The sequence below is a fragment of the Pseudomonas sp. SA233 genome (assembly GCF_054792385.1).
This window is the reverse complement of sequence record NZ_CP096449.1, coordinates 5,340,167-5,363,727: the sequence shown is the minus strand read 5'-3', so window position 1 is coordinate 5,363,727 and position 23,561 is coordinate 5,340,167. Positions and strand designations below refer to the sequence as shown.

18 protein-coding genes are annotated in these 23,561 nt (G+C 63.1%); 5 read left to right on the top strand and 13 right to left on the bottom strand.

What is annotated here, in order from left to right:
- Nucleotides 1-76: 76 nt before the first annotated feature.
- The 5 genes from mscK to betI form a co-directional block, all read right to left on the bottom strand.
- A complete protein-coding gene (gene mscK, locus M1D87_RS24565; RefSeq protein ID WP_123085567.1) occupies nt 77-3,412 on the bottom strand; it encodes a mechanosensitive channel MscK in 3,336 nt (1,111 codons plus the stop codon).
- A 35-nt stretch (nt 3,413-3,447) separates the two neighbouring features.
- On the bottom strand, nt 3,448-5,190 hold the full coding sequence (locus M1D87_RS24560) for a potassium/proton antiporter (protein WP_013974590.1): 1,743 nt from the start codon (nt 5,188-5,190) through the stop codon (nt 3,448-3,450).
- Nucleotides 5,191-5,455: 265 nt separating this feature from the next.
- Nucleotides 5,456-7,153, bottom strand: a complete 1,698-nt coding sequence (gene betA / locus M1D87_RS24555; RefSeq protein ID WP_123085568.1) for a choline dehydrogenase — start codon at nt 7,151-7,153, stop codon at nt 5,456-5,458.
- A gap of 78 nt (nt 7,154-7,231) precedes the next feature.
- On the bottom strand, nt 7,232-8,704 hold the full coding sequence (gene betB, locus M1D87_RS24550; protein ID WP_025340943.1) for a betaine-aldehyde dehydrogenase: 1,473 nt from the start codon (nt 8,702-8,704) through the stop codon (nt 7,232-7,234).
- Between the two features lie 39 nt (nt 8,705-8,743).
- A complete protein-coding gene (gene betI, locus M1D87_RS24545; protein WP_123085569.1) occupies nt 8,744-9,400 on the bottom strand; it encodes a transcriptional regulator BetI in 657 nt (218 codons plus the stop codon).
- 533 nt (nt 9,401-9,933) lie between these two features.
- On the opposite strand from betI, the gene M1D87_RS24540 reads away from it, so the two are divergent.
- Entirely contained in the window at nt 9,934-11,880 is a 1,947-nt protein-coding gene (locus M1D87_RS24540) for a BCCT family transporter (protein ID WP_230684671.1), read from the top strand.
- 302 nt (nt 11,881-12,182) lie between these two features.
- Here the strand turns inward: M1D87_RS24540 and M1D87_RS24535 are convergent, their stop codons facing one another.
- The 4 genes from M1D87_RS24535 to gpmI all read right to left on the bottom strand — a co-directional run bounded on the left by M1D87_RS24535 (nt 12,183) and on the right by gpmI (nt 17,424).
- A complete protein-coding gene (locus tag M1D87_RS24535) occupies nt 12,183-12,950 on the bottom strand; it encodes a divergent polysaccharide deacetylase family protein (protein WP_123085572.1) in 768 nt (255 codons plus the stop codon).
- 8 nt (nt 12,951-12,958) lie between these two features.
- Entirely contained in the window at nt 12,959-14,275 is a 1,317-nt protein-coding gene (locus M1D87_RS24530; protein WP_023660970.1) for a S41 family peptidase, read from the bottom strand.
- Between the two features lie 77 nt (nt 14,276-14,352).
- Complete coding sequence (locus M1D87_RS24525) at nt 14,353-15,657, bottom strand: murein hydrolase activator EnvC family protein (RefSeq protein WP_421091507.1); 1,305 nt, start codon at nt 15,655-15,657, stop codon at nt 14,353-14,355.
- A gap of 231 nt (nt 15,658-15,888) precedes the next feature.
- Nucleotides 15,889-17,424, bottom strand: coding sequence for a 2,3-bisphosphoglycerate-independent phosphoglycerate mutase (gpmI, locus tag M1D87_RS24520; protein WP_123085574.1), 1,536 nt, complete (start codon nt 17,422-17,424; stop codon nt 15,889-15,891).
- A 206-nt stretch (nt 17,425-17,630) separates the two neighbouring features.
- On the opposite strand from gpmI, the gene M1D87_RS24515 reads away from it, so the two are divergent.
- From M1D87_RS24515 to secB, 3 genes are read left to right on the top strand one after another with little or no spacing between them, the layout of a single operon-like run.
- Nucleotides 17,631-18,044 (top strand): rhodanese-like domain-containing protein, encoded by a 414-nt coding sequence (locus M1D87_RS24515; protein WP_003259887.1) that lies wholly within the window; start codon nt 17,631-17,633, stop codon nt 18,042-18,044.
- A gap of 1 nt (nt 18,045) precedes the next feature.
- Nucleotides 18,046-18,300: a glutaredoxin 3 gene (grxC, locus tag M1D87_RS24510; protein WP_003249204.1), complete on the top strand. Its 255-nt coding sequence runs from the start codon at nt 18,046-18,048 to the stop codon at nt 18,298-18,300.
- Nucleotides 18,301-18,339: 39 nt separating this feature from the next.
- On the top strand, nt 18,340-18,825 hold the full coding sequence (gene secB / locus M1D87_RS24505; protein WP_013974581.1) for a protein-export chaperone SecB: 486 nt from the start codon (nt 18,340-18,342) through the stop codon (nt 18,823-18,825).
- Nucleotides 18,826-18,899: 74 nt separating this feature from the next.
- Here secB and trmL read toward each other — a convergent pair whose 3' ends face one another.
- Nucleotides 18,900-19,361 carry a tRNA (uridine(34)/cytosine(34)/5-carboxymethylaminomethyluridine(34)-2'-O)-methyltransferase TrmL gene (trmL, locus tag M1D87_RS24500; protein WP_013974580.1) on the bottom strand — a complete coding sequence of 154 codons (462 nt, stop codon included), beginning with the start codon at nt 19,359-19,361 and terminating at the stop codon, nt 18,900-18,902.
- Here trmL and M1D87_RS24495 point away from each other — a divergent pair.
- A complete protein-coding gene (locus M1D87_RS24495) occupies nt 19,360-19,797 on the top strand; it encodes a hypothetical protein (protein WP_015272117.1) in 438 nt (145 codons plus the stop codon). The two genes, trmL and M1D87_RS24495, sit on opposite strands and share 2 nt — an antisense overlap.
- Before the next feature lie 440 nt (nt 19,798-20,237).
- On the opposite strand, the gene ntrC is transcribed toward M1D87_RS24495, so the two are convergent.
- The 3 genes from ntrC to M1D87_RS24480 all read right to left on the bottom strand — a co-directional run bounded on the left by ntrC (nt 20,238) and on the right by M1D87_RS24480 (nt 23,472).
- A complete protein-coding gene (ntrC, locus tag M1D87_RS24490) occupies nt 20,238-21,674 on the bottom strand; it encodes a nitrogen regulation protein NR(I) (protein WP_013974578.1) in 1,437 nt (478 codons plus the stop codon).
- Nucleotides 21,671-22,756, bottom strand: a complete 1,086-nt coding sequence (glnL, locus tag M1D87_RS24485; RefSeq protein ID WP_013974577.1) for a nitrogen regulation protein NR(II) — start codon at nt 22,754-22,756, stop codon at nt 21,671-21,673. Before glnL ends, ntrC begins: the two co-directional genes overlap by 4 nt.
- Nucleotides 22,757-23,028: 272 nt before the next feature.
- The gene (locus M1D87_RS24480; RefSeq protein WP_052261023.1) at nt 23,029-23,472 is read right to left on the bottom strand and encodes a cupin domain-containing protein; all 444 of its coding nucleotides are present in this window, start codon (nt 23,470-23,472) and stop codon (nt 23,029-23,031) included.
- Nucleotides 23,473-23,561: the final 89 nt, after the last annotated feature.

Here is a 23,561-nt window from a genome sequence, read left to right as displayed (position 1 = left end):
GTGGGAGCAGGCGCGCCCGCGAACGAGGGCGAAGCCCTCGCAGGGGTTCTGCACAGAATAAAGTATTAGAGCTCACTCAGGCCGAAGCAGTGCCATCCGGTTTCGGCTGCTCCACCGGAATCAGCTGCTGTTTGCCGCCCTTCGGATCCATCAGAAACACCTCGACCTGGCGCACCGAGATCTTGATGTTGTGGGCCTTGAACTCGCGGTTGATGTAGCGGTTGATCTCGTCCAGCGTCGGGTTGCGGTCGCCAAGGTCGCGTACGTGCATGCGCAGCTCGTGGTCCAGCGAGCTCTCACCGAAGTTGAGGAAGTACACGATCGGCTCCGGGTCCTTGAGCACGCGTGGGTTTTCGTGGGCGCCCTTGAGCAGCAGGTCGCGCACCAGGTCCAGGTCCGAGCCATAGTCGATGCCCAGCTTCAGCGTTACCCGGGTGACCGTGTCGGTCAGCGACCAGTTGATCAGCTGGCCGGTGATGAAGGTCTTGTTGGGGACGATGATGTCCTTGCGGTCGAAGTCGGTAATCGTGGTGGCGCGGATGCGGATTTTGCTCACCGTGCCCGACAGGTTGCCGATGGTGATGGTGTCGCCAATCCGTACCGGGCGCTCGAACAGGATCATGATGCCGGAGATGAAGTTGGCGAAGATTTCCTGCATGCCGAAGCCCAGGCCCACCGACAGCGCGGCCACCAGCCATTGCAGCTTGTCCCAGCTGACCCCGAGGGTCGACAGGGTGCTGACGATACCGACGCCGACGATGACATAGGACAGCAAGGTAGTAGTGGCATACGCACTGCCCTGGGCCAGGTTGAGCCGCGACAGCACCAGGACTTCCAGCAGGCCGGGCAAGTTCCGTGCGAGGGCGAAGGTGATGCCGATGATGACCAGCGCACCGAGGAAGTCGCCCAGGCTGATCGGCACCATGCTGGCGGTGGCACCGGTGCCGCTGGAGTACTCGTACAGGGTGAAATTGTTGAGGTAGGCGAACACCGAGATCAGGTCCGACCACACCCAGTACAGGCCGGCGATGAAGCCGCCGAGCAGGGCCAGGCGGATCAGGCGCAGCGACTGCTGGTTGACCTGTTCGATATCCAGCGTTGGTTCTTCGGTGATGACTTCGCCATCCAGCCCTTCCTTGGCCGCCGCCCGCTTGCTCAGCGCGCGCTGGTAGGCCAGGCGCCGTGCCGCCACCGACAGGCCGCGCATGAACGCGGCTTCGATCACCAGCCAGAACAGCAGCAGGTACAGGGTATAGATCAGCCGGTCGGTAAGTTTCAGCGCGGTGTAGTAGTAGCCGAAGCATACGGCCACGAACAGGGCGATGGGCAGGGCGGTGAAGGCCACGCCCACGGCCTTGCGGAATAGCGAGGTGTCGCGGTGTGCCGGGCTGCTGAGCAGCAGGCGGCTGAGCAGCCAGGCCATCAGTGCGTAGCAGGTCAGTACCACGCCGATACCCAGCACATCATCGGCCAGCGCCGAAGGCTGATGTTCGGCCACCGCCACCACACCGACCAGTGCCAGTACCACGGTGCCCAGGCGCCGCACCCAGCCGCGCAGGAACTCGACCTGCGGCTTGTGCCAGCGGAAGTGGATTTCCGCCACGCCGCCCGGGGCGAGGATGCGGTAGGCGGTGTAGAACACCAGCCAGGCCTGGGCCAGTTGCCAGAGGGCGGCGCCGAGGTTGGCATTCTGCCCGCGGGCGTCGATCTGCAGGGCGTAGCTGCACAGGGCCAGGCCCAGGCTGACCGGCATTGCCAGCAGGATGTTGATGAGGATCGCCTGGGGCGTGTGCCACTGGCTGTCACGGCGGAAGTGGCCGATGTCCTGGTGCACCTTGCCCAGCCGTTGGTACAGGTATTTGCGCCGCCACAGCAGGCCGCCGATCACCAGCAGCAAGGGCAGGAACAGCAGCGGGCGCTGGCCCAGCCCATCGGCCAGTTCCTTGAGGCCCGAACCCCAGGGCAGGCTGGCTACCTGGTCGGCAAAGCGTGCCGGCACCAGGCTCAGCCATTCCCAGTCCAGTGGCTTGTTGCTGGGAATCCAGAACATCTGCTCTTCGAGCGTGGTGCGCAAGCCCTGGGCGGTGCCGAGCAGCTGCTTCTGGTTGAGCTGCAAGGTGATCGATTCGTTGAGCAGTGCCGACAGCTCCCGGCTGAGGCGTTCGAGCAGGTCGACGCGGGTAATCATCACCTCCAGCAGCGCCTTGCGCAGCTGAGGGGTAACCTGCTCCTGCGGCTGGCCGAGCAGCAGGTTGTCGACGTACGCGGCGGGGCTGCTCATCTGCTCGCGTTGCTGGTTCACTTCGAACTGGTAAAGACGGATATCGGCGATCTGGTCAGCCAGGTCGCGGTCCACTTTCAGGTGCGGCAGGGCCTGTTTCTGTTTGTAGAGGATCTTGGACAGCAGCAGGCTGCCCTTGAGCACGCTGATCTGTTCGTCGAGGGCCTGGTCGGCCTGGGTCAGGCTGTCTAGCTGCTGCTTGCTGCGCAGGTTCTGCTGGGTCAGCTCGTTGAGGCGGTCGGTGCTCTTGAGCAGGTAGTCGGACAGTTTCAGGTTGGCAGCGCTTTCGTTGGCCAGCAGGGTGCTGCCGCCGGCTTTCTGCGCTTCGATCGATTGCTGGGTGACCGCCTGCTGCGACTGGGCCAGGCGCTTTTCGTTGATCAGCGATTGCAGGTCCTGGATTTCCTGCTCCATTCGTGTGGCGCGCTCGATCAGCAGGTCGTGACGGGCATTGCCCAGGTCCTGCAGCAGGCCGTTGCCGGCCAGTTCCTGGCGGCGCAACGAGGTCAGGGCATTGAGCGACGCCAGCTCGGCATTGAGCTTGTTGCGTTGGTCGCTGTTGAGTGGCTTGCCGTTCTCCTTGCCGCTCTTGAGGCTGAGGTTGATCTGCTGGGTACGTGTCTGGTTGTTGCTGATTTCTGCCTGAGCCCGCTCTGGGCGGGTCTGCGAGTTGATGATCAGGCTGTTGGCATCCGACAGTGCCTTTTGCAGTTCGCCTTGTTGCGTACTGCGCTCGCTGAGCATCTGCTCCAGCTGTGGCACGTTCAGGGTGGCGTAGCGTTGGGCCACCGGCAGGGGCTTGCTGGCCTTGAGCTTGATCAGCTCGCGCTGGCTGTCGGCGGTTTCCTTGGGCGCGCCAGCCAATTGCTGCTTGAGTGCCTCAAGCTTCTTTTCGCTGTCTTCCTTGCTGAGCAGCAGTGCCAGGGTCTGTTCCAGCACCTGTTGCTGGGCCTTCTGCTCCGGTGTCTGTTGCGCAGCCTTGGGGTCGGCCTCGGCACCCTTGGGCTGGGAAATCTTGTTCAGGCTGCTCTGGATGCTAGTCGTGGTGGGAAGCTCGGCCGCGCCAGCGGCGAACGAGAGAGACAGGCACAGCCCGAACAGGGCTGTGCGGAGGTACACGCGCAGGGACATAGGCAGACTACTTGTGGATCCGGCAGAAACGAAGTTTAGAGGAACAATCCTGGTCCGGGTCGCGTTCCTTCGGGGAATCTGACGCCTACTTTCTGAATCTTGTTCCCGTCCATGGTGGCCACGGTCCAGATCGTGCCATGCCATTCGACCTGGTCACCTACTACTGGAGCGCCTCCGACCTTTTGTCGGATGAACTGGGCCAGTGGCATTTTCGCGTCCAGGCCGTCGAGTTTCAGACCGTACAACGCTGCCACCGCACCCAGTTCGGCATCGCCTTCGAGCACGAAGTCGCCGAAGAAACGCAGGTCGAGGCCACGTTGTGGCGCCTGGCTGAACAGTTTGCCCAGGGCCGGCAGGTTGTGCTCGTGGCCGATCACGCAGAGCATGTCGCCTACTTCCAGTACCGTACTGCCGGACGGGTGCAGCAGTTGCTCGCCCCGAAACAGCGCGGCGATTCGCGTGCCTTCGGGCATCTTCAGCTCGCGCAGGGCGGCGCCGATGCACCATTTTTCGGCACCCAGGCGGTAGACGAACATTTCCCACTCGCTGGTGATGTGCACTTCCAGCGCCGAACGGGAGATCGGCGCCGGGTCTGGCGGTACCGTCACTTTCAGCAGCTTGGCCATCCACGGCAGGCTGGTGCCTTGCACCAGCAGCGACACCAGCACGATGAAGAAGGCCAGGTTGAAGAACAGCTGGGCGTCCGGGAGGCCGGCCATCAGCGGGAACACCGCGAGGATGATCGGTACCGCACCGCGCAGGCCGACCCAGGAAATGAAGGCCTTTTCACGGCCGTGGAAGGCCTTGAACGGCAACAGGCTGGCGACCACCGACAGCGGGCGCGCCACCAGGATCATCCACAGCGCCAGGCCCAGCGCCGGCAGGGCGATGGGCAGCAGGTCGTGGGGCGTGACCAGCAGCCCCAGCACCAGGAACATGCCGATCTGCGCCAGCCATGCCATGCCGTCGAGCATGTGCAGGATGCCGTGGCGGCTGCGGATGGGCTTGTTGCCCAGCACCAGGCCGCACAGGTACACGGCAAGGAATCCGCTGCCGTGCAGGGCGTTGGTCAGCGAGAACACCACCAGGCCGCCAGCGATCACCAGGATGGGGTACAGGCCGCCAGCCAGCTTGATGCGGTTGACCAGTTGCAGCATCAGCCAGCCGCCGCCCAGGCCCACCAGCCCGCCGATGCCGAATTCGCGCAGCAGGTGGGTGAGCAGGCTCCAGTGCAGGCCGGTCTGGCCGCTGGCGATCATGTCGATCAGGGTGACGGTGAGGAAAACTGCCATCGGGTCGTTGCTGCCCGACTCGATCTCCAGGGTGGCGGTAACACGCTCATTCAGGCCTTTGCCGCCGAGCAGCGAGAACACCGCTGCGGCGTCGGTGGAGCCGACGATGGCGCCGATCAGCAGGCCCTGGATCAGGCTCAGGTCGAACAGCCAGGCGGCGACCAGGCCCGTGAGGGCGGTGGTGATCATTACGCCGATGGTGGCCAGCGACAGCGCCGGCCACAGCGCCACGCGGAAGCTCGCCACCCGTGTGCGCAGGCCACCGTCGAGCAGGATCACGGCCAGCGCCAGGTTGCCCACCAGGTAGGCGGTCGGATAGTTGTTGAAGATGATGCCGCCACCATCGACGCCGGCGATCATGCCGACCGCAAGGATGATGACCAGGATAGGGATGCCCAGGCGCGACGACAGCGAACTGACCAGGATACTTGCGCCCACCAGCAATGCGCCGATCAGGAACAGGCTGTTGATGGTGCTTGCATCCAAAGGCAGGTACTCCGGGGACCGCGGGGGAGGGGACTTGATAGCATGACGCTAGCAGGTCGCGTGCCAAATGATTCTAACCTGATGAATTGGCAGGCTGTAAAGCGTTTCTGCAGATGAAAAAAAGGCACCGCGGTGGGTGCCTTTTCGGGTATTGCCTGGGTGGGCCCTTTCGCGGGTGAACCCGCTCCCACAGGTACTGCACAGTTTTCAAAACCTGTGTGAGCCCTGTGGGAGCGGCTTTAGCCGCGAAGAGGCCGGTGCAGGCTTACGCCTGCTTGACCTCGCGCATGGGCTTGCCCTTCACCGGTGCATCGCCCGCCACGTAGTACTTGGCAGTGCTGCGCGGCAGCGGCTTGCGGCCACGGATCTTGTCCGAGATTTTCTCGGCGATCATGATCGTGGTGGCGTTGAGGTTACCGGTGATGATCAGCGGCATGATCGACGCATCGACCACACGCAGGCCCTTCATGCCATGCACACGGCCTTCGCCGTCGACCACCGCCATGTCGTCGGTGCCCATCTTGCACGAGCAGGACGGGTGGAAGGCGGTTTCGGCGTGCTCGCGGATGAACTTGTCCAGCTCTTCATCGGTTTGCACGTGGGCGCCGGGGCTGATCTCACGTCCACGGTACGGGTCCAGTGCCGGCTGGGCCATGATTTCACGGGTCAGGCGGATGCCGTCACGGAATTCCTGCCAGTCCTGCTCGGTGGACATGTAGTTGAACAGAATGCTCGGGTGTTGGCGCGGGTCCTTCGACTTGGCCTGGATGCGGCCGCGGGCAGGCGAGCGCATGGAACCCATGTGTGCCTGGAAGCCGTGTTCCTTCACGCCATTGGAGCCGTTGTAGTTAATGGCCACTGGCAGGAAGTGGTATTGAATGTTCGGCCATTTGAATTCAGGGCGGGTACGAATGAAACCACCGGCCTCGAACTGGTTGCTGGCGCCGATGCCGGTGCCGTTGAACATCCACTCGGCACCGATGGCCGGCTGGTTCCACCACAGCAACGACGGGTACAGCGACACCGGTTGGGTGCAGGCGTACTGCAGGTACAGCTCCAGGTGGTCCTGCAGGTTTTCGCCAACGCCTGGCAGATCGTGCACCACCGGGATGTCGAGGCTTTCCAGCAGGGCGCGCGGACCAACGCCGGAGCGCTGCAACAGCTGCGGCGAAGCGATGGCGCCGGAGCTGACGATGACTTCCTTGCGGGCACGGGCTTCAACGCGCTCTTCGCTGTCACCGACCAGGTAGGTCACGCCGATGGCGCGCTTGCCGTCGAACAGCACGCGGTCAGTCAGGGCGTGAGTGACGATGGTCAGGTTCGGGCGCTTCTTGGCCTGGTCCAGGTAACCACGGGCGGTGCTGGAGCGGCGGCCTTGCTTGGTAACTGTGCGGTCCATCGGACCGAAGCCTTCCTGCTGGTAGCCGTTGAGGTCTTCGGTGCGCGGGTAACCGGCCTGCACGCCGGCTTCTACCATGGCGTGGAACAGCGGGTTGTTGCCGGCTTTCGGCGTGGTCACGCTGACCGGGCCTTCGCCACCGTGGTAGTCGTTCGGGCCGATGTCGCGGGTTTCGGCCTTGCGGAAGTACGGCAGGCAGTCCAGATAGGTCCAGTCTTCCAGGCCTGGCAGTTCTGCCCAGCCATCGAAGTCCAGGGCATTACCGCGGATGTAGCACATGCCGTTGATCAGCGACGAGCCACCCAGGCCTTTGCCGCGACCGCATTCCATGCGGCGGCCGTCCATGTACGGCTCCGGATCGGTCTCGTAGGCCCAGTTGTAGCGGCGGCCCTGCAGCGGGAAGGCCAGGGCTGCTGGCATCTGGGTGCGGAAGTCGAAGCGGTAGTCGGGGCCACCGGCTTCCAGCAGCAATACGGTGACGCCTGCGTCTTCGGTCAGGCGGGTCGCCAGGGTGTTACCGGCCGAACCGGCACCGACGATGATGTAATCGAATTCTTGGGACATGAAAGTACCCTCGTGTTGGCGGTGTTCAGGGAGCAGGAACGCCCGTGCGCTGAGGCACGGGCGTGGCTGGACAGGGCCTTAGAAGACCGAGTTGTAGCCGCCCAGCTCGACCTGGACCGACTTGATGCGAGTGTATTGAGCCAGCGAGCTGACGCCGTTCTCACGGCCGACGCCCGACTGCTTGTAGCCACCGACCGGCATTTCGGCCGGCGATTCGCCCCAGGCGTTGATCCAGCAGATACCGGCTTCCAGCTTGTGGATGATGCGGTGAGCGCGGGTGATGTCGTTGGTGCACACACCGGCGGCCAGGCCGTACTCGGTGTCGTTGGCGCGGCGGATGACTTCTTCTTCGGTTTCGTAGGTGAGGATGCTCATCACCGGGCCGAAGATCTCTTCCTTGACGATGGTCATGTCGTCGGTGCAGTCGGTGAACACGGTCGGGGCCACGAATGCACCCTTGGCGAAATCACCGGCGGTCAGACGCTCGCCACCGCACAGCACGCGTGCGCCTTCTTCCTTGCCCTTGGCGATGTAGCCAAGCACGCTTTCCATGTGCTGGAAGCTGACCAGCGGGCCGAAGTTGGTGTTTTCGTCTTCCGGGTTGCCAGCGCGGATGCGGGCAACGCGCTCGACGATCTTGGCCTCGAAGGCAGCTTTCATTTCAGCCGGGATGAACACGCGGGTGCCGTTGGTGCAAACCTGGCCCGAGCTGTAGAAGTTGGCCATCATGGCGATGTCGGCGGCCTTGTCCAGGTCGGCGTCGGCGCAGATGATCAGTGGCGACTTGCCGCCCAGCTCCATGGTGACTTCCTTGAGCGACGAGCTCGAGGCGCTGGCCATGACCTTCTTGCCGGTGGTGGTGCCGCCGGTGAAGGAGACTTTTTCGATGCGTGGGTGTTCGGTCAGCCAGGTGCCGACTTCACGGCCGCTGCCGGTCAGGACGTTGAACACGCCGTTCGGCAAGCCGGCTTCGGTGTAGATCTCGGCCAGTTTCAGGGTGGTCAGCGAGGTGACTTCCGACGGCTTGAAGATCATCGCGTTGCCGGCGGCCAGGGCCGGAGCGGATTTCCACAGGGCGATCTGGATCGGGTAGTTCCAGGCGCCGATACCGGCGGTCACGCCCAGCGGCTCGCGGCGGGTGTAGACGAAGGACGATTCACGCAGCGGGATCTGCTCGCCTTCGATGGCCGGAACCAGGCCTGCATAGTACTCCAGCACGTCGGCGCCGGTGACGATGTCGACGTAGCGGGTTTCCGAGTACGACTTGCCGGTGTCCAGAGTTTCCAGCATGGCCAGCTCGTCGTTGCGCTCGCGCAGGATCTCGACGGCGCGGCGCAGGATGCGCGAACGCTGCATGGCGGTCATCGCGGCCCAGACTTTCTGGCCACGCTCGGCGCTTTCGACGGCCTTCTCGACGTCAGCCTCGGTGGCACGTTGCACGTGGGCGAGGACTTCGCCGGTAGCCGGGTTGATGGCTTCGAAGGTGGCATCGCTGCCAGCGTCGACGTAAGCGCCATCAATGTAGAGTTTTTGCGTTCCGAAACGGGCCATAGTGTCCTCGCAAGTGCAGTGTGTGGTTTGGCTTGCGCGTCACGCTCCTGCTGGGTTGGCAAGGGCCGTGCGCGGTTGTTCAGTGGCCTGGTCGTTTGTACCCAGGGTGTGCTGTTTAGCCAGTTGTAGATCCATGTATTCGTAAGCAATCCGTATCGCCTGGTCGGTGTCGAATGCATCACCCGACAGGGCGCCACGCAGCCACAAGCCGTCGATCAAAGCTGCCAGGCCGCGGGCTGCCTTGCGCGCATGGTAGAGCGGCAGGGCGCGGCGGAACTGGCAGCACAGGTTGGAATACAAGCGGTGGTCGTTGATCCGCTGCAACCTGTGCAAATCGGGCTGGTGCATGCTGGAAGCCCAGAAGGCCAACCAGGTTTTCATCGCCGGGCCGTTTACCTGGCTGGCATCGAAGTTGCCCTCGATGATCACTTTCAGGTGGGCGCGCGGGCTGTCGTCCGTCAGGGCCTGGCGACGTGCTCTGACACCTTCGTTGAGCATGTTCATGATGTAACCCATCGTCGCTGCTATCAGGCCGTTCTTGTCCCGAAAGTAGTGACTGATGATGCCGTTCGACACACCGGCCAAACGGGCAATCAGCGCAATGCTGGCGTCACCCAGTCCGACCTGATCGACCGCCTGCAACGTGGCTTCGATCAACTGCTGGCGGCGGATGGGTTGCATACCGACCTTGGGCATCTTGCGTTCTCCTCAGGCCTGCGAGCAGACGACGGGCGGCTGACTCGGCGAAGGCCAGTCTATTTTGTTTTGATTGAACGTTCAATCAATAAAGAATAAGCTCTGCGACAATTTGTGCCATTGACAGTTTTTAAGGCGGTCGAGAAAGCACGGATTGACACCCCAGGAAATCGCGTAACCCCCTGAATACAAGGCGTTGACGGGCATGAGCGATGCGAAATGCAGATTCTGCCGTGCGGTCATGGACCCTGCGGCGGGCCCTTGGAGCGGGCGGGGTGATCTGTGACGAATGCGCGCACCTCAGCTGAGGCGTGGCATTTGCAGCAGGCCACCTGTCTGTTTTTTGCAACGTATCGATTCGGGATCACGGTTTCCAAGGGTGCTTTTATAACACCTGATGCAGTGGGGATATTCCACCAATTGCTCGGGAAAGACTGATTAGCCTCCACAGCCGCACTGCCCGGAGCATTCGTGCAATGAGTTCTGCCTCACTTACCAACCCTCCGGCCGAGAGGGTACGGGTCAACCGCGTGGTGTTCTTCACCTCCGCGCTGATGATTCTCGTTTTGACTGCCTTGCTTATCGCTGTACCCGAAACCGCCGGCCAAGTGCTGGGCGTAGCCCAGAAATGGCTGACGCGCACCTTCGGCTGGTATTACATGCTGGTAATCGGCGGTTACCTGCTGTTCGTCATCTACCTGGCCTTCTCCGACTACGGCAAGCTCAAGCTTGGCGGCAAGGATGACCAGCCCGACTTCAGCTATGGCGCCTGGGCCGGCATGCTGTTCTCCTCCGGTATCGGCATTTCGCTGTTGTACTTCGGCGCCTCCGAGCCGCTGGACCACTACTTCAACCCACCGGAAGGCACTTCTGCCAGCCTCGACGCAGCGCGCCAGGGCCTGCAGCTGACCTTCCTGCACTGGGGCCTGCATGGCTGGGCGATCTACGCCCTGGTCGGCCTGGCCGTGGGTTACTTCGCCTACCGCCACAACCAGCCGCTGGCGCTGCGCTCGGCGCTGTACCCGCTGGTGGGTGAGCGTTGGGTCAAGGGTGCTGCCGGCAATGCCGTGGACATCTTCGGCATGTTCGTCACACTGCTGGGCCTGGTGACCAACCTGGGCATCGGTTCGATGCAGGTGGCCTCCGGGCTGGAATACCTGTTCGGCATGGACCACAGCAAGACCAACCTGCTGGTGGTGATCCTGGTCATGGCCGGCGTTGCCACCGTGGCGGCGGTCTCGGGTGTGGAAAACGGCATTCGCCGCCTGTCCAACCTGAACATCGTGCTGTTCAGCGGCCTGTTGATCTTCGTCCTGCTGGGCGGTGAAACCCTGCACCTGCTCAACGGCTTCGTGCAGAACATCGGCGACTATCTCAACGGCATCGTGCTGAAAACCTTCGACCTCTATGTGTATGAAGGCGAAGCCGGCAAGTCCGAGCGCTGGCTGGGCCTGTGGACCGTGTTCTACTGGGCCTGGTGGATCTCCTGGGGCCCGTTCGTCGGCATGTTCATTGCCCGTATCTCCAAGGGCCGCACCGTGCGCCAACTGGTCAGCGGCGTGTTGCTGATCCCGCTGGGCTTCACCCTGGCCTGGCTGTCGATCTTCGGCAACACCGCGCTGGACCTGGTGATCAACCAGGGCGCCGTGGAGCTGGGCAAGACCGCCCTGGAACAGCCGTCGATGTCGATCTACCAGCTGCTGGAATACTTCCCGGCTGCCAAGATCGTGATCGGTGTAGCGGTGTTCGTCGGCTTCGTGCTGTTCCTCACACCGGCCGACTCCGGCGCGGTGATGATGGCCAACCTTTCGTGCAAAGGTGGCAAGGTTGACGAAGACGCCCCGCACTGGATGGTGGTGTTCTGGTCGGTGGTCATCACCCTGGTCACCATTGGCCTGCTGTTCGCCGGTAACTTCGAGGCCATGCAGACCATGGTGGTGCTGGCGGGCCTGCCGTTCTCGGTGGTGCTGGTGCTGTTCATGTTCGGCCTGTACAAGGCCATGAAGCAGGACGTGGTGGTGGAGCAGGAGCGTGCCGAGCTTGCCGCACGTGGCCGTCGTGGCTTCAGCGAGCGCCTGACCCAGCTGGAACTGCAGCCGACCCAGGCCGTGGTGCAGCGTTTCATGGACAAGCAGGTCAGCCCGGCGCTGAAAGAAGCCGCCGCGCAGTTGCAGACCCTGGGCTTCGAGGTGGAAACCCGGGTTGGCCAGTCGCGCAACATGATGGGCCTGCGGGTGTTGATGGAAGAGGGCAACCCGTTCGTCTATGAAGTAAGCCTGGATGGCTACCTGGCCGCGCCGAGCGAAGCGCCGGTGGAAGGTGAGCCGGAAGTGCGCCAGCGCTTCTACCGCGCCGAGGTGTACCTGCACGATGGCAGCCAGGAGTACGACCTGATGGGCTTTGCGCCGGAGCAGATCGTGCGTGATGTGCTGGACCAGTTCGAAAGCCACCGCCAGTTGCTGGGGCGTGTGTACAGCTGATCGCTGTTGAGGCAAAAGAAAACCCGCTCGCATGAGCGGGTTTTTTATGACCTGAAGCCAATGTGGTCTCTGTGGGAGATTTCCCAGCCCTTTGGGTTGTGCTGTCGCACAGGGAACAATGTTCGAGAGCCTGTCACCGTCTCTTGTGGGAGCGGGCGTGTCGAGGCGTCGAACCGCCGCGAAGCAGACGACGCGGTGTATGGCACCGGCTTCGCCGGTGTTCGCGGGCACGCCCGCTCCCACAGGGTCCCTGCTAATTCAATGAGTTATGTGTTGTTCTGGCGGCGGGGTCGACACCAATATCAGTGATTGGTGTAGCGGCCATTCCGGCCATGCCCCGGCATCGCCTGATTGCTGCGCACGGCGATCATCTGCTTGAGCCTGATCAGCTCGATGCCCTGGCTCCTTAACCTTGGCAACTCCCGCTCCAGTACTTCCAGGGTCTGTGGATAAGGGTGCCCGATCAGCACCGCCGAGCCCTGCTTGTGCGCCAGGGCGATGCCCTGCTGCAACTGCCCGGTAATCGCTTCAGCGGTGCGCACATCATCGAGGAATACATCCCGAGAAACATGCGCCAGCCCCTGCGCCTGGGCTTCGGCCGCTGCCACGGTGGCGGCGCTGGTGCGGCTGTCGACGAAGAACAGGTGTCGGCGCTGCAGTTCCCCCATCAGCCAGGCCATCGGCTCACGCTGGGCGGTCATGCGGCTGCCCATGTGGTTGTTGATGCCGGCGGCATACGGAACCTTGGCCAGGGCTGCGTCAAAGCGTTTGGCCAGTTCATCGATCGGCGTGCCAGGGTGCCAGGCGTAAGGGCCGGTGGCTGGGTCCATGGGCATGTGCAGGATCACCGTCTTGCCAGCCTTGTGCGCCTGGCGGGCAAAGTCGGTGGCATGCGGGGTGTCGGGCATGATCGCCATGGTCACAGGGCCGGGCAGGGCCAAGGTCCGGCTGTCGCGCTCGCTGCTCTGGCCCAGGTCGTCGATGATGATGCTCATGTAGGCCTTGCCGGCCGGCGCCGCTTGCGCGACCCCGGCCATCAGGCAGAACAGCAGACACAGCAGATAACGCATGGGGTGGATCAGTCGCCCTTGGTGATGTTCAGGCCTTTGAGCAGGCTCAGGGCCTGGCTCAGCTGGAAGTCGTCATCCTGCGGGCGCTCCTTGCGCTTGCCGCTGCCGGTCGGGCGGTCGGCACCGCCGTTGCCGTTGCCCAGGTGGCCCTGCAGGTCGGCTTCCTTGAAGTTGTCGGTGTCGGCTTCGGCGGTGAGCTTGGCCGGGCGCACTTCGATGTCGGGGACGATGCCCTGGGCCTGGATCGAGCGGCCGTTGGGGGTGAAGTACAGCGCGGTGGTGAGCTTCAGCGCACGGTCGTTGGCCAGTGGCAGCACGGTCTGCACCGAGCCTTTGCCGAAGCTGTCGGTGCCCATCAGCACGGCGCGTTTCTGGTCTTGCAGGGCGCCGGCGACAATTTCCGAGGCCGAGGCACTGCCGCCGTTGATCAGCACCACCAGTGGCACGCCGTCGCTGGCGTCGGCCGGGTCGGCCGAGAAGCGCAGCTCGGAGTTGGCGATGCGGCCCTTGGTGTAGACGATCAGGCCCTTGGTCAGGAAGTGGTCGGCCACTTCCACCGCCGACTGCAGCACGCCGCCCGGGTTGTTGCGCAGGTCCAGCACCACGCCGCGCAGCTTCTTGCCGTTGTCCTTGCGCAGTTTGGCCAGGGCCTTGCCTACTTCGTCGCCGGTCTTGACCTGGAACTGGGTGATACGGATGTAGCCGTAGTCGTTCTCCAGCAGCTGGCTCTTCACGCTCTTGACCTGGATGACCGCGCGGGCCAGGGTCACGTCGAAGGGATTGCCGCCGTCGCGCACCAGGGTCAGGGTGATTTTCTCGCCCACCTTGCCGCGCATCTTGTCGACCGCTTCGGTCATGGTCTGGCCACGAGTCGGGGCGCCGTTGATCTTGACGATCAGGTCGCCGGCCTGCACGCCGGCACGCGAGGCCGGGGTGTCGTCGATCGGCGACACCACCTTGATGAAGCCGTCTTCCTGGCCTACTTCGATGCCCAGCCCGCCGAACTCGCCGCTGGTGCTTTCCTGCAGCTCCTGGAAGTCCTCTGGGCCGAGGTAGGCCGAGTGCGGGTCGAGGTTGCTGAGCATGCCCTTGATGGCATTTTCCAGCAGGGTCTTGTCATCCACCGGCTCCACATAGGCCGCCTTGATGCGGTCCATGACCTCGGCGAAGGTGCGCAGCTCTTCAAGCGGCAGTGGCGCCTTGGCGGTCACCTCGGTGGCCGGTACTGCAGCCGGCTTGGCCGGTTCCGCGGCAGTGGCCAGGGGCGCGCCGACCGCCAGGGCGATGGACAGGGCCAGCTGGGTGAGACGAGGCGAGTGCAGCATGTCGAACGAACTCCTGATCCTGTAAGCGCTCCCTGGGGAGCATCGGTGCAGCCCGTGGCTACCCCGTAGAAAATTGACTAGCCCCGGCACCATTGCGAAGGGTCGGTAGGCCGACCCTGCTGGCGGATGGCGAAGTACAAGCCGGCAGCGTCCTGGCCGCCGCTGTCGCCAACGGTGGAAATGGCCTCGCCGGCCTTGACGATATCACCGGCGCTCTTGAGCAGGCTCTGGTTATGGCCGTACAGGCTCAGGTAACCGTTGCCATGGTCGAGAATGACCAGCAGCCCGGCACCGCGCAACCAGTCGGCGAACACCACGCGCCCGCCGTGCACGGCACGTACCTGGGTGCCCGGGTTGGCGCTGATCATCACCCCGTCCCACTTGGCACGGGCATCGCTGCCGCGGGCATCACCGAAACGTGCCAGCAATCGACCATTGACTGGCCAGGGAAGTTTTCCCCGGGCGGCAGAAAATGCGCCGCCGTAGCTTGCGCCGTCGCTGGAAACCATCGGGCCCAGGGTGGTGCGGGCCTTTTTCGGTGGTTCCACCGGTTCGCGGGCCTGTTCGCGGGCGGCAGCGGCAGCGAGGGCTTCCTGCTGGCGGCGCTTTTCCGCTTCCTGCTGGGCCAGCAAGGCCTTCTTGCGCGCTTCTTCGGCTTCGCGGGCCTGGCGGGCGAGGGTTTCCTCGATGGTCTTGAGTACCTTGGACAGGTCGGCCTGATCCTGCTCGCGCGATTGCAGCTTCTGGTCGCGGTCCTTCATGTCGCTGTTGAGCTTGGCCAGCACTTGCTGGCGCTTGCCACGCTCGGTTTCCAGAGCCTGGCGGCGGCTGTCGAGGTCGGCGCGCTGGGCCAGCAGCTGTTGCTGCTGGGTAGCGATTTCCTGTTCGACGTTGGCCAGTTGGCGCAGGGTCTCGTTGAAGGTGCGCAGTTGCTCCAGGCGCGCCTTGCTCAGGTAGTCGTAGTAGGTGAGGGTGCGGGCAAACTTCTCGGGGTTCTGCTGGTTGAGCAGCAGCTTGAAGTATTCCTCGCGGCCGTTCTGATAGGCCGAACGGGCCTGGATGGCGATCAGTCGCTGTTGTTCAACGCGGGCGCTCTGGAGTTTTTTTTTCTCGGTATCAAGGCGCTCCAGCTCGCCCTCGGTCTTTTTTAGTTCTTGCTGCAGGGCCTCCACCTGCTTTTCGAGGTTGCCGATATCGGTCTCGGTGGCTTTGAGGTCCTTTTGCACACCGGCCTTTTCTTCCTGGAGCTTGCCCAGCGTCTTCTTGAGCTCGGCAATGTCCTGGCGGGTGGCGTCCAGTTGCTGCTGGGTCTGCGCACGCTCATCGGCAAAGGCCGGGCTGAGCAGGCAAGACAGGGCTAGGAGGATCAGGGCGCGAAGCATGGGGTTTGGCGTACCAAGGATGGAGACTGGCCTAGTATGCCCGCGCGGGCGGGCAAAAAAAACGCCTCGCTGCGGGTGCAGAGGGGCGTTTGTCTGGAATTCATGTGTTATTGGGGCTGCTGTGCAGCCCATTCGCAGCTCAAGGCTGCTCCTACAGGCATTGCATGAGCCCTTTGTAGGAGCAGCCTTGTGCTGCGAATGGGCCGCAAAGCGGCCCCCTTTGGCACCGAGTCAGGCGTCGACCAGGATCGAGGTGCCGGTCATTTCTACCGGCTTTTCCAGCCCCAGCAGCTTCAGCATGGTCGGCGCCACATCGGCCAGCACGCCGCCGTCACGCACCTTGACGTTGCGCTTGCCCACATAGATGAACGGTACCGGCTCGGTGGTATGCGCGGTGTGCGCCTGGCCGGTGCACTCGTCTTCCATTTGCTCGACGTTGCCATGGTCGGCGGTGATCAGCGCTTCGCCGCCGACCGTGTCCAGAGCTTCGACGATGCGCCCGACGCAGCCATCCAAGGCCTCGACGGCTTTCACCGCAGCCTCGAACACGCCGGTATGGCCGACCATGTCACCGTTGGCGTAGTTGACCACGATCACGTCATAACGCTGCTGCTCGATGGCCTCGACGATGCGGTCGGTAACTTCCGGTGCGCTCATTTCCGGCTGCAGGTCGTAGGTGGCGACCTTCGGCGACGGGATCAGGATGCGTTCTTCGCCTTCGAACGGCTCTTCGCGGCCACCGGAGAAGAAGAAGGTGACGTGGGCGTATTTCTCGGTCTCGGCGATGCGCAGCTGGGTCTTGCCGTTCTTCGCCAGGTACTCGCCCAGCACGTTGTTCAGGCTGGCCGGGGCGAAGGCGGCGGGGGCCGGGATTTTCGCCGAGTACTGAGTCAGGCCGATGTAGGCGGCCAGTTTTGGCAGGCGGGCACGCGGGAATTCGTTGAAGTCGGCTTCGACGAACACGCGCGACAGTTCGCGAGCGCGGTCGGCGCGGAAGTTCATGAAGATCACCGCATCGCCGTCTTCGACCTTGACGGCTTCACCGATGCGCGTGGCCTTGACGAACTCGTCGCTCTCGTCGCGGGCGTAGGCCGCTTCCAGGCCGGCCAAGGCGGTGTCGGCGGTGTATTCGGCAGCGCTGTCGACGATCAGGTTGTAGGCGGCGCTGACGCGGTCCCAGCGGTTGTCGCGGTCCATGGCGTAGTAGCGGCCAATCAGGCTGGCGATGCGGCCCTTGCCCAGCTTGGCGAAGGTGGCGTCGAGCAGTTCGATGGACGACTGCGCGCTGCGTGGTGGCGTGTCGCGACCATCGAGGAAGGCGTGCAGGTAGATCTTTTCCGCACCGCGCTGCGCGGCCAGTTCGGCCATGGCTACCAGGTGGTCCTGGTGGCTGTGTACGCCGCCGTCCGACAGCAGGCCGAGGATGTGCACGGCCTTGCCGGCACTGGCTGCCTTGTCCACGGCGCCGGTCAGAACCGGGTTCTCGAAGAACTCGCCGTCGCGGATGGCCTTGGTCACTCGGGTGAAGTCCTGGTACACCACGCGGCCGGCGCCGAGGTTCATGTGACCGACTTCGGAGTTGCCCATCTGCCCGTCCGGCAGGCCGACATCCATGCCCGAGCCGGAAATGAGGCCATGCGGCTGGCTGGCGCGCAGGCGGTCATAGACCGGTGTGTTGGCGGCGTAGATGGCGTTGTATTCGGGGCTTTCGCTGTGGCCGAAGCCATCCAGGATGATCAGGACCAGGGGTTTGGGCGTACTCGTCATCAATCAAACTCACGGTTGTTCAAAGATGATAAAGACACGCATTTTAGGGCAAATGCGCCACCGGCGGCGAATATTCGTCCTGTTCCCTGACCAGCGTGGCCAATGTGGCAACATGAAGGTACCTTTCCGGCCGGCCCGTCGGGCTTTGGTGGCAATAAGGGCCTGTGTATACTGGCCGGCATTTTCAATCGCGTGGAACACCCCAGATGGTTGCTAACCTGATTCAATTTGCGACAAACCACTACATCCTGGTGGCGATCTTCGTTGTTTTGCTGGTCGCGCTGCTGGTCAACGAAATCCGTCGCGGCGGCCAGAGCCTGAGCAACGGCCAGCTGACTGCCCTGGTCAATGCCGAGAAAGCCCTGGTCATCGACATCCGCCCGACCAAGGAATACTCCGCCGGTCACATCGTCGGTGCGGTGAACATCCCGCAGGACAAGCTGGTCAACCGCATGAGCGAGCTGGACAAGCACAAAGAGAAGACCCTGATCGTCGTCGACTCGATGGGCCAGCAGTCCGGCACCATCTGCCGCGAGCTGCTCAAGGCTGGTTACAACGCCGCCAAACTGAGCGGTGGCGTTTCCAGCTGGAAAGCCGATAACCTGCCCCTGGTGAAGTGATATGAAGCCCGTCATCGTCTATTCCAGCGACTACTGCCCCTACTGCATGCGCGCCAAGTACCTGCTCGAGAGCAAGGGCGTGGCCTTCGAGGAAATCAAGGTCGACGGCAAGCCACAGGTTCGTGCCGAGATGAGCCAGAAGGCCGGCCGTACATCTGTGCCGCAGATCTGGATCGGCAGCACCCATGTCGGTGGATGCGATGACCTTTATGCCCTGGAGCGCGCCGGCAAGCTCGACGCGCTGCTGGCGGCCTGATTTGCACTGCATTCAAAAACATTAGGATAAGGATCTGCCATGACTGACCAACAGACCAACGGCGCTGCTGCAGAAGACAACAGCCCTCAGTTCTCCATGCAGCGCATCTATGTGCGCGACCTGTCGTTCGAAGCCCCGAAAAGCCCGCAGATCTTCCGCCAGACCTGGGAGCCGAGCGTTGCCCTGGACCTGAACACCAAGCAGAAAGCCCTGGAAGGCGACTTCCACGAGGTGGTACTGACCCTGTCGGTTACCGTCAAGAACGGTGACGAAGTGGCCTTCATCGCGGAAGTGCAGCAGGCCGGTATCTTCCTCATCAAGAACCTGGACGCGGCTTCGATGAGCCACACCCTGGGTGCATTCTGCCCGAACATCCTGTTCCCGTACGCCCGCGAGACCCTGGACAGCCTGGTGACCCGCGGTTCGTTCCCGGCCCTGATGCTGTCGCCGGTCAACTTCGACGCCCTGTACGCGCAAGAAATGCAGCGCATGCAGGAAGCCGGCGAAGCGCCGACTGTGCAGTAATAGCTGCGTTTGAAAAAAGGCGACTTCGGTCGCCTTTTTTGTTGGCCTGTTCCGGCCCTATCGCCGGCAGCGCATCAACTGCCGGCAAACCCATTTTGCCGCCACGCCTCATACACTGTCACAGCCACGGTATTGGACAGATTCAGGCTGCGGCACCCCGGCCGCATCGGCAGGCGCAGGCGTTGTTCGGCCGGCAGGCTGTCCAGTACTTCGGCCGGCAGGCCGCGGCTTTCTGGCCCGAACAGGAAGGCATCACCCGGCTGGTAAGCCACTTCGTGGAACGGGTGCGAGCCCTTGGTGGTGAAGGCGAACAGCCGTGGGTTGCCCAGGCTTTCCAGGCATCCGGCCAGGCTCTCGTGGCGCTTGAGCGTGGCATACTCGTGGTAATCCAGCCCCGCGCGCCGCAGGCGCTTGTCGTCCAGTTCGAAGCTGATGGGCTCGATCAGGTGCAGGTCGCAGCCGCTGTTGGCGCAGAGGCGAATGATGTTGCCGGTATTCGGCGGAATTTCTGGTTGAAAAAGGATGACGTGAAACATGCACGGCTCCAAGCGTGAAGATGACGGGCATTCTACCCCCGAACCGGACGTGCGTTCGAAGGCGTTCCCGCGGGTGATGCTGTCGCTGGCGATCGTCGGCTTGATGGTAGGGCTGATGATCGGCCGCCTGACTACACCCGACGAGCGCGAGTTGCAGCAGGTGGAGGTGGTGCAGGATGGCCTGGAGCTGTGGTTCAACGAAGAGCCTCAGCTGCATGGCGAGAATGTGGACGGTACCGTAGCACTGTTGTTCCAGGCCCAAGGCAAGGCCCGGCAAGGGCAACTGAGCCTGCAGGGCAAGCCTGTGAGTTGGCGGGTGCAGAATAGCAAGGAAGGGCTGTTGCTGACGGTGGTGGCCGCGCGCCCCCTGCACGGCGAGTGGGCCGGTGCAGAGGACGCTGGGCGCTGGCGGTTGCAGGTGAAACTGCACGAATAAAAGAGGGGATATCCCGGCCTGCCTGTACCAGGGTCCCCGAAAGGGGTACTGCGTATAAAGGGGGGATGGCCCGGCCTGCCTGTACCGAGGTCCCCAAAACTGGCGATGTTGCGAATAAAAGAGGGGTTCACCCGGCCTGCCTGTACCAGGGCCCCCGAAACTGGATATGTATTGTTTATTGCAGGGGGCGTGCCAGTTTTGAAAAGCCCGTGAATCTGGGCTTTCAGGGTGAATTGGCCGTTTTTTGAGGGGATTTGTGCCTTAGTGAGGTGCATCGGGCACAGGATCGGTGCATCGAAGGGCTGAAATGTTTGGGGCCGCTTTGCGGCCCATCGCGACACAAGGCCGCTCCTACAGGGGATCGCGTTCTCCTGTAGGAGCGGCCTTGTGTCGCGATGGGCTGCGCAGCAGCCCCAGAGAACTATGGGTTTACCTGGAACTCAGTGCTCGTCACCTTCCTCATCATCGCCCCCCGCCACATTCATCCCCAGCTCCTTGATCTTGCGCGTCAGGGTGTTGCGTCCCCAACCCAGCAACAGTGCCGCATCGCGCCGACGGCCAGCGGTGTGCTTGAGCGCCGTCTCGATCATGATCCGCTCGAAGCTCGGCACTGCGCTGTCCAGCAGGCTGGTCTGCCCACGCGCCAACGCCTGGTCGGCCCACTGGCGCAGGGCCTGCTCCCAGTTGGTTACTGGTGCGGCGTCCTGTGGCAGGTTCAGCAGCTCCGGCGGCAGGTCGCCGATCAGCACTTCGCGGCTGGAGGCCATCACGGTGATCCAGCGGCAAGTGTTCTCCATCTGCCGTACGTTGCCCGGCCACGGCAGATTGCGAATGAATTCCTCGGTTTCCGGCTTGAGGATCTTCGGCTCGACCGCCAGTTCCTGGGCGGCGCGGGCGAGGAAGTGGCGGGCGAGGGCGGGGATATCCTCGCGGCGGTCGGCCAGCCGTGGAATGTGGATGCGGATCACGTTCAGGCGGTGGAACAAGTCCTCGCGGAACTTGCCGGCCTGCACCAGCGACTCTAGGTTCTGGTGAGTGGCGGCGATGATGCGCACATCGACCTTGACCGGTACGTGGCCGCCCACGCGGTAGAACTCGCCATCGGCCAGCACTCGCAGCAGGCGGGTCTGTGTGTCGGCGGGCATGTCGCCGATCTCGTCGAGGAACAGGGTGCCGCCGTCGGCCTGCTCGAAGCGCCCTCGGCGCAGGTTGGCGGCGCCGGTGAAGGCGCCCTTTTCATGGCCGAACAGCTCGGACTCCATCAGGTCCTTGGGGATGGCTGCCATGTTCAGGGCGATGAACGGTGAGGCCGCACGCGGGCTGTGGCGGTGCAGGGCGTGGGCCACCAGCTCCTTGCCGGTACCGGACTCACCGTTGATCAGCACGGTGATGTTGGAGTGGCTGAGGCGGCCGATGGCGCGGAACACCTCCTGCATTGCCGGTGCTTCACCGATGATTTCCGGGGTGCGCGCCAGGCTCTGCGGCACATCCAGCCCTTGTTGCTCCTGGGCGTGCTGGTTGGCGCGCTTGACCAGCGAGACCGCCTCGTCCACATCGAATGGCTTGGGCAGGTACTCGAATGCACCGCCCTGGTACGACGCAACGGCGCTGTCCAGGTCGGAGTGGGCGGTCATGATGATGACCGGCAGGCGCGGGTGCTGCTCACGGATCTGTGCCAGCAGGTCGAGGCCGCTGGTACCCGGCATGCGGATGTCGGAAATGATCACGTCAGGTTGCTGGCGTGCCAGGCGGCCCATCACGCCATCGGCGCTATCGAAGCTCTGGGTGGTCATGCCTTCCTGTTGCAGGGCTTTTTCCAGGACCCAGCGGATGGAGCGATCATCGTCGACGATCCATACGGTTTCACTTCGGCTCATGAGGCGGTGGCTCCTTGTTCCAGGGGCAGGTAGATCGAGAATGCGGTGTGGCCTGCATGGCTTTCACACTCGATCAGGCCCTGGTGCTGGCTGATGATGTTCTGGGTAATGGCCAGGCCCAGCCCGGTACCGTCCGGGCGACCGCTGACCATGGGATAGAAAAGGGTGTCCTGCAGTTCCGGCGGGATGCCCGGGCCGTTGTCGATGATCTCCACCCTCGCCACAAGGCGATGGCGCACATGGCCGATGGTGAACTGGCGCAGGGCACGGCTGCGCAGGGTGATGCGGCCCAGGCGCAGTTCGTTCTGCGAACTGATCGCCTGCATGGCATTGCGCACGATGTTGAGTACGGCCTGGATCATCTGCTCGCGGTCGACCAATACGTCAGGCAGGCTGGGGTCATAATCGCGCACCAAAGTGATGCAACCCTGGCTTTCGGCCTCGACCAGGCTGCAAACCCGCTCAAGCACTTCGTGGATGTTGGTCATGGCCAGCGACGGCAGCTTGTTCGAGCCGAGCATGCGGTCGACCAGGTTACGCAGGCGGTCGGCTTCCTCGATGATCACGTTGGTGTAGTCGCGCAGGCCTTCTTCAGGCAGCTCGCGGGCCAGCAGCTGGGCTGCGCCGCGGATGCCGCCAAGGGGGTTCTTGATTTCGTGGGCCAGGCCGCGCACCAGCATCTTTGTGGTTTCCTGCTTGCTCAGCTGGGCTTCTTCCTTGGTGATGCGCAGCAGCCGGTCGCGCGGGTGCACCTCGAGCAGCAGCAGGGTCTGGCCCTGGTGCAGGATCGGCGTAACCGCGTAGTCGACGGTGATGGTCTGCCCGGTCAGCGAGGTGAGCTGCGCTTCGCGCTTGGTAAACGGGTGCGCCTGCTCGACCGCCTGGCGCAGCGAGCTGAGCGCTTCGGTCGACTCGGTGAACAGCTCGCTGATGAACTGCCCATGGCTGCGCTGGCCACTCACTGCCAGAAGCATTTCCGCGGCCGGGTTCATGTACTCCAGGCGCAGCTCGGCGTTGAGCAGCAGCGTGGCGGTGGTCAGGTTGTCCAGAAGTAGACGGTGCTGGGCATCGCTGATGGTCATAGGGCGTCGTCGACCTCTTTTGGCGCGTGTCGGGCATGGGCGCGGCCATGGTCGGGCGCGCGGTGGATCCGCTGATTCCAGTCTTTGGGCAAAAAATGCAAGAACCAAACCAAGGCTCCGAAAAGAAGCGGAATTTGCCGATAAAGCCCTGGAAACGGGAAAAATCGCACCAGAATGAACTGATTAAACGGTTCATGTGATCGCTTTTGGGATGCATTCGGGGGCGTTAGTCCACAGCATGCACCAATATGGAGCATAGGTGGTTTCAGGGTTTATCGCACAGTTGGCGGGCATTCGGCTTCTGGCGTTGAAAACCCCAGGTCTTCATTGCTTGCGTGGAACACCATGACAGTGGCGGGTTGCGCAGTGGTGTGCCCGCGGTGCACTTCCCCTTGAAGTTCGGCCAGCGTCTGGCCTGCAACCAGGCTTGTGCGCTTGCCGTCACGGGTTTCCACCTCGAGTCGCCCCTCGGTCAGATAGCCTAGATTGAGTGCCTGGTGACAGTGCCAGCCAAGGGTGGTGTGGGCAGGAATGCTGACTTTCACAAGCGACAGCACTGGTCGTCCTTCGGGGTAATCGAGATAGGGAGTACCGTCCCAACTGCCGGTGGCGCGGTGAAGCACCTGTGACGTTGCCTGGCCTGGCGCGGTGCCATTGCTGGCGCAGCCGGTGAGGAGGGCGGATACGGTAATCATTGCAGGTAGAAGTTTGCGCATGGCGTGATGTCCTTTGACTGAAGGGACGCCTACCCTGCGTGCTGAGGGGGCGGCGAAATGTCAGCGGCATCTGCCGGTTCTGTATGAAA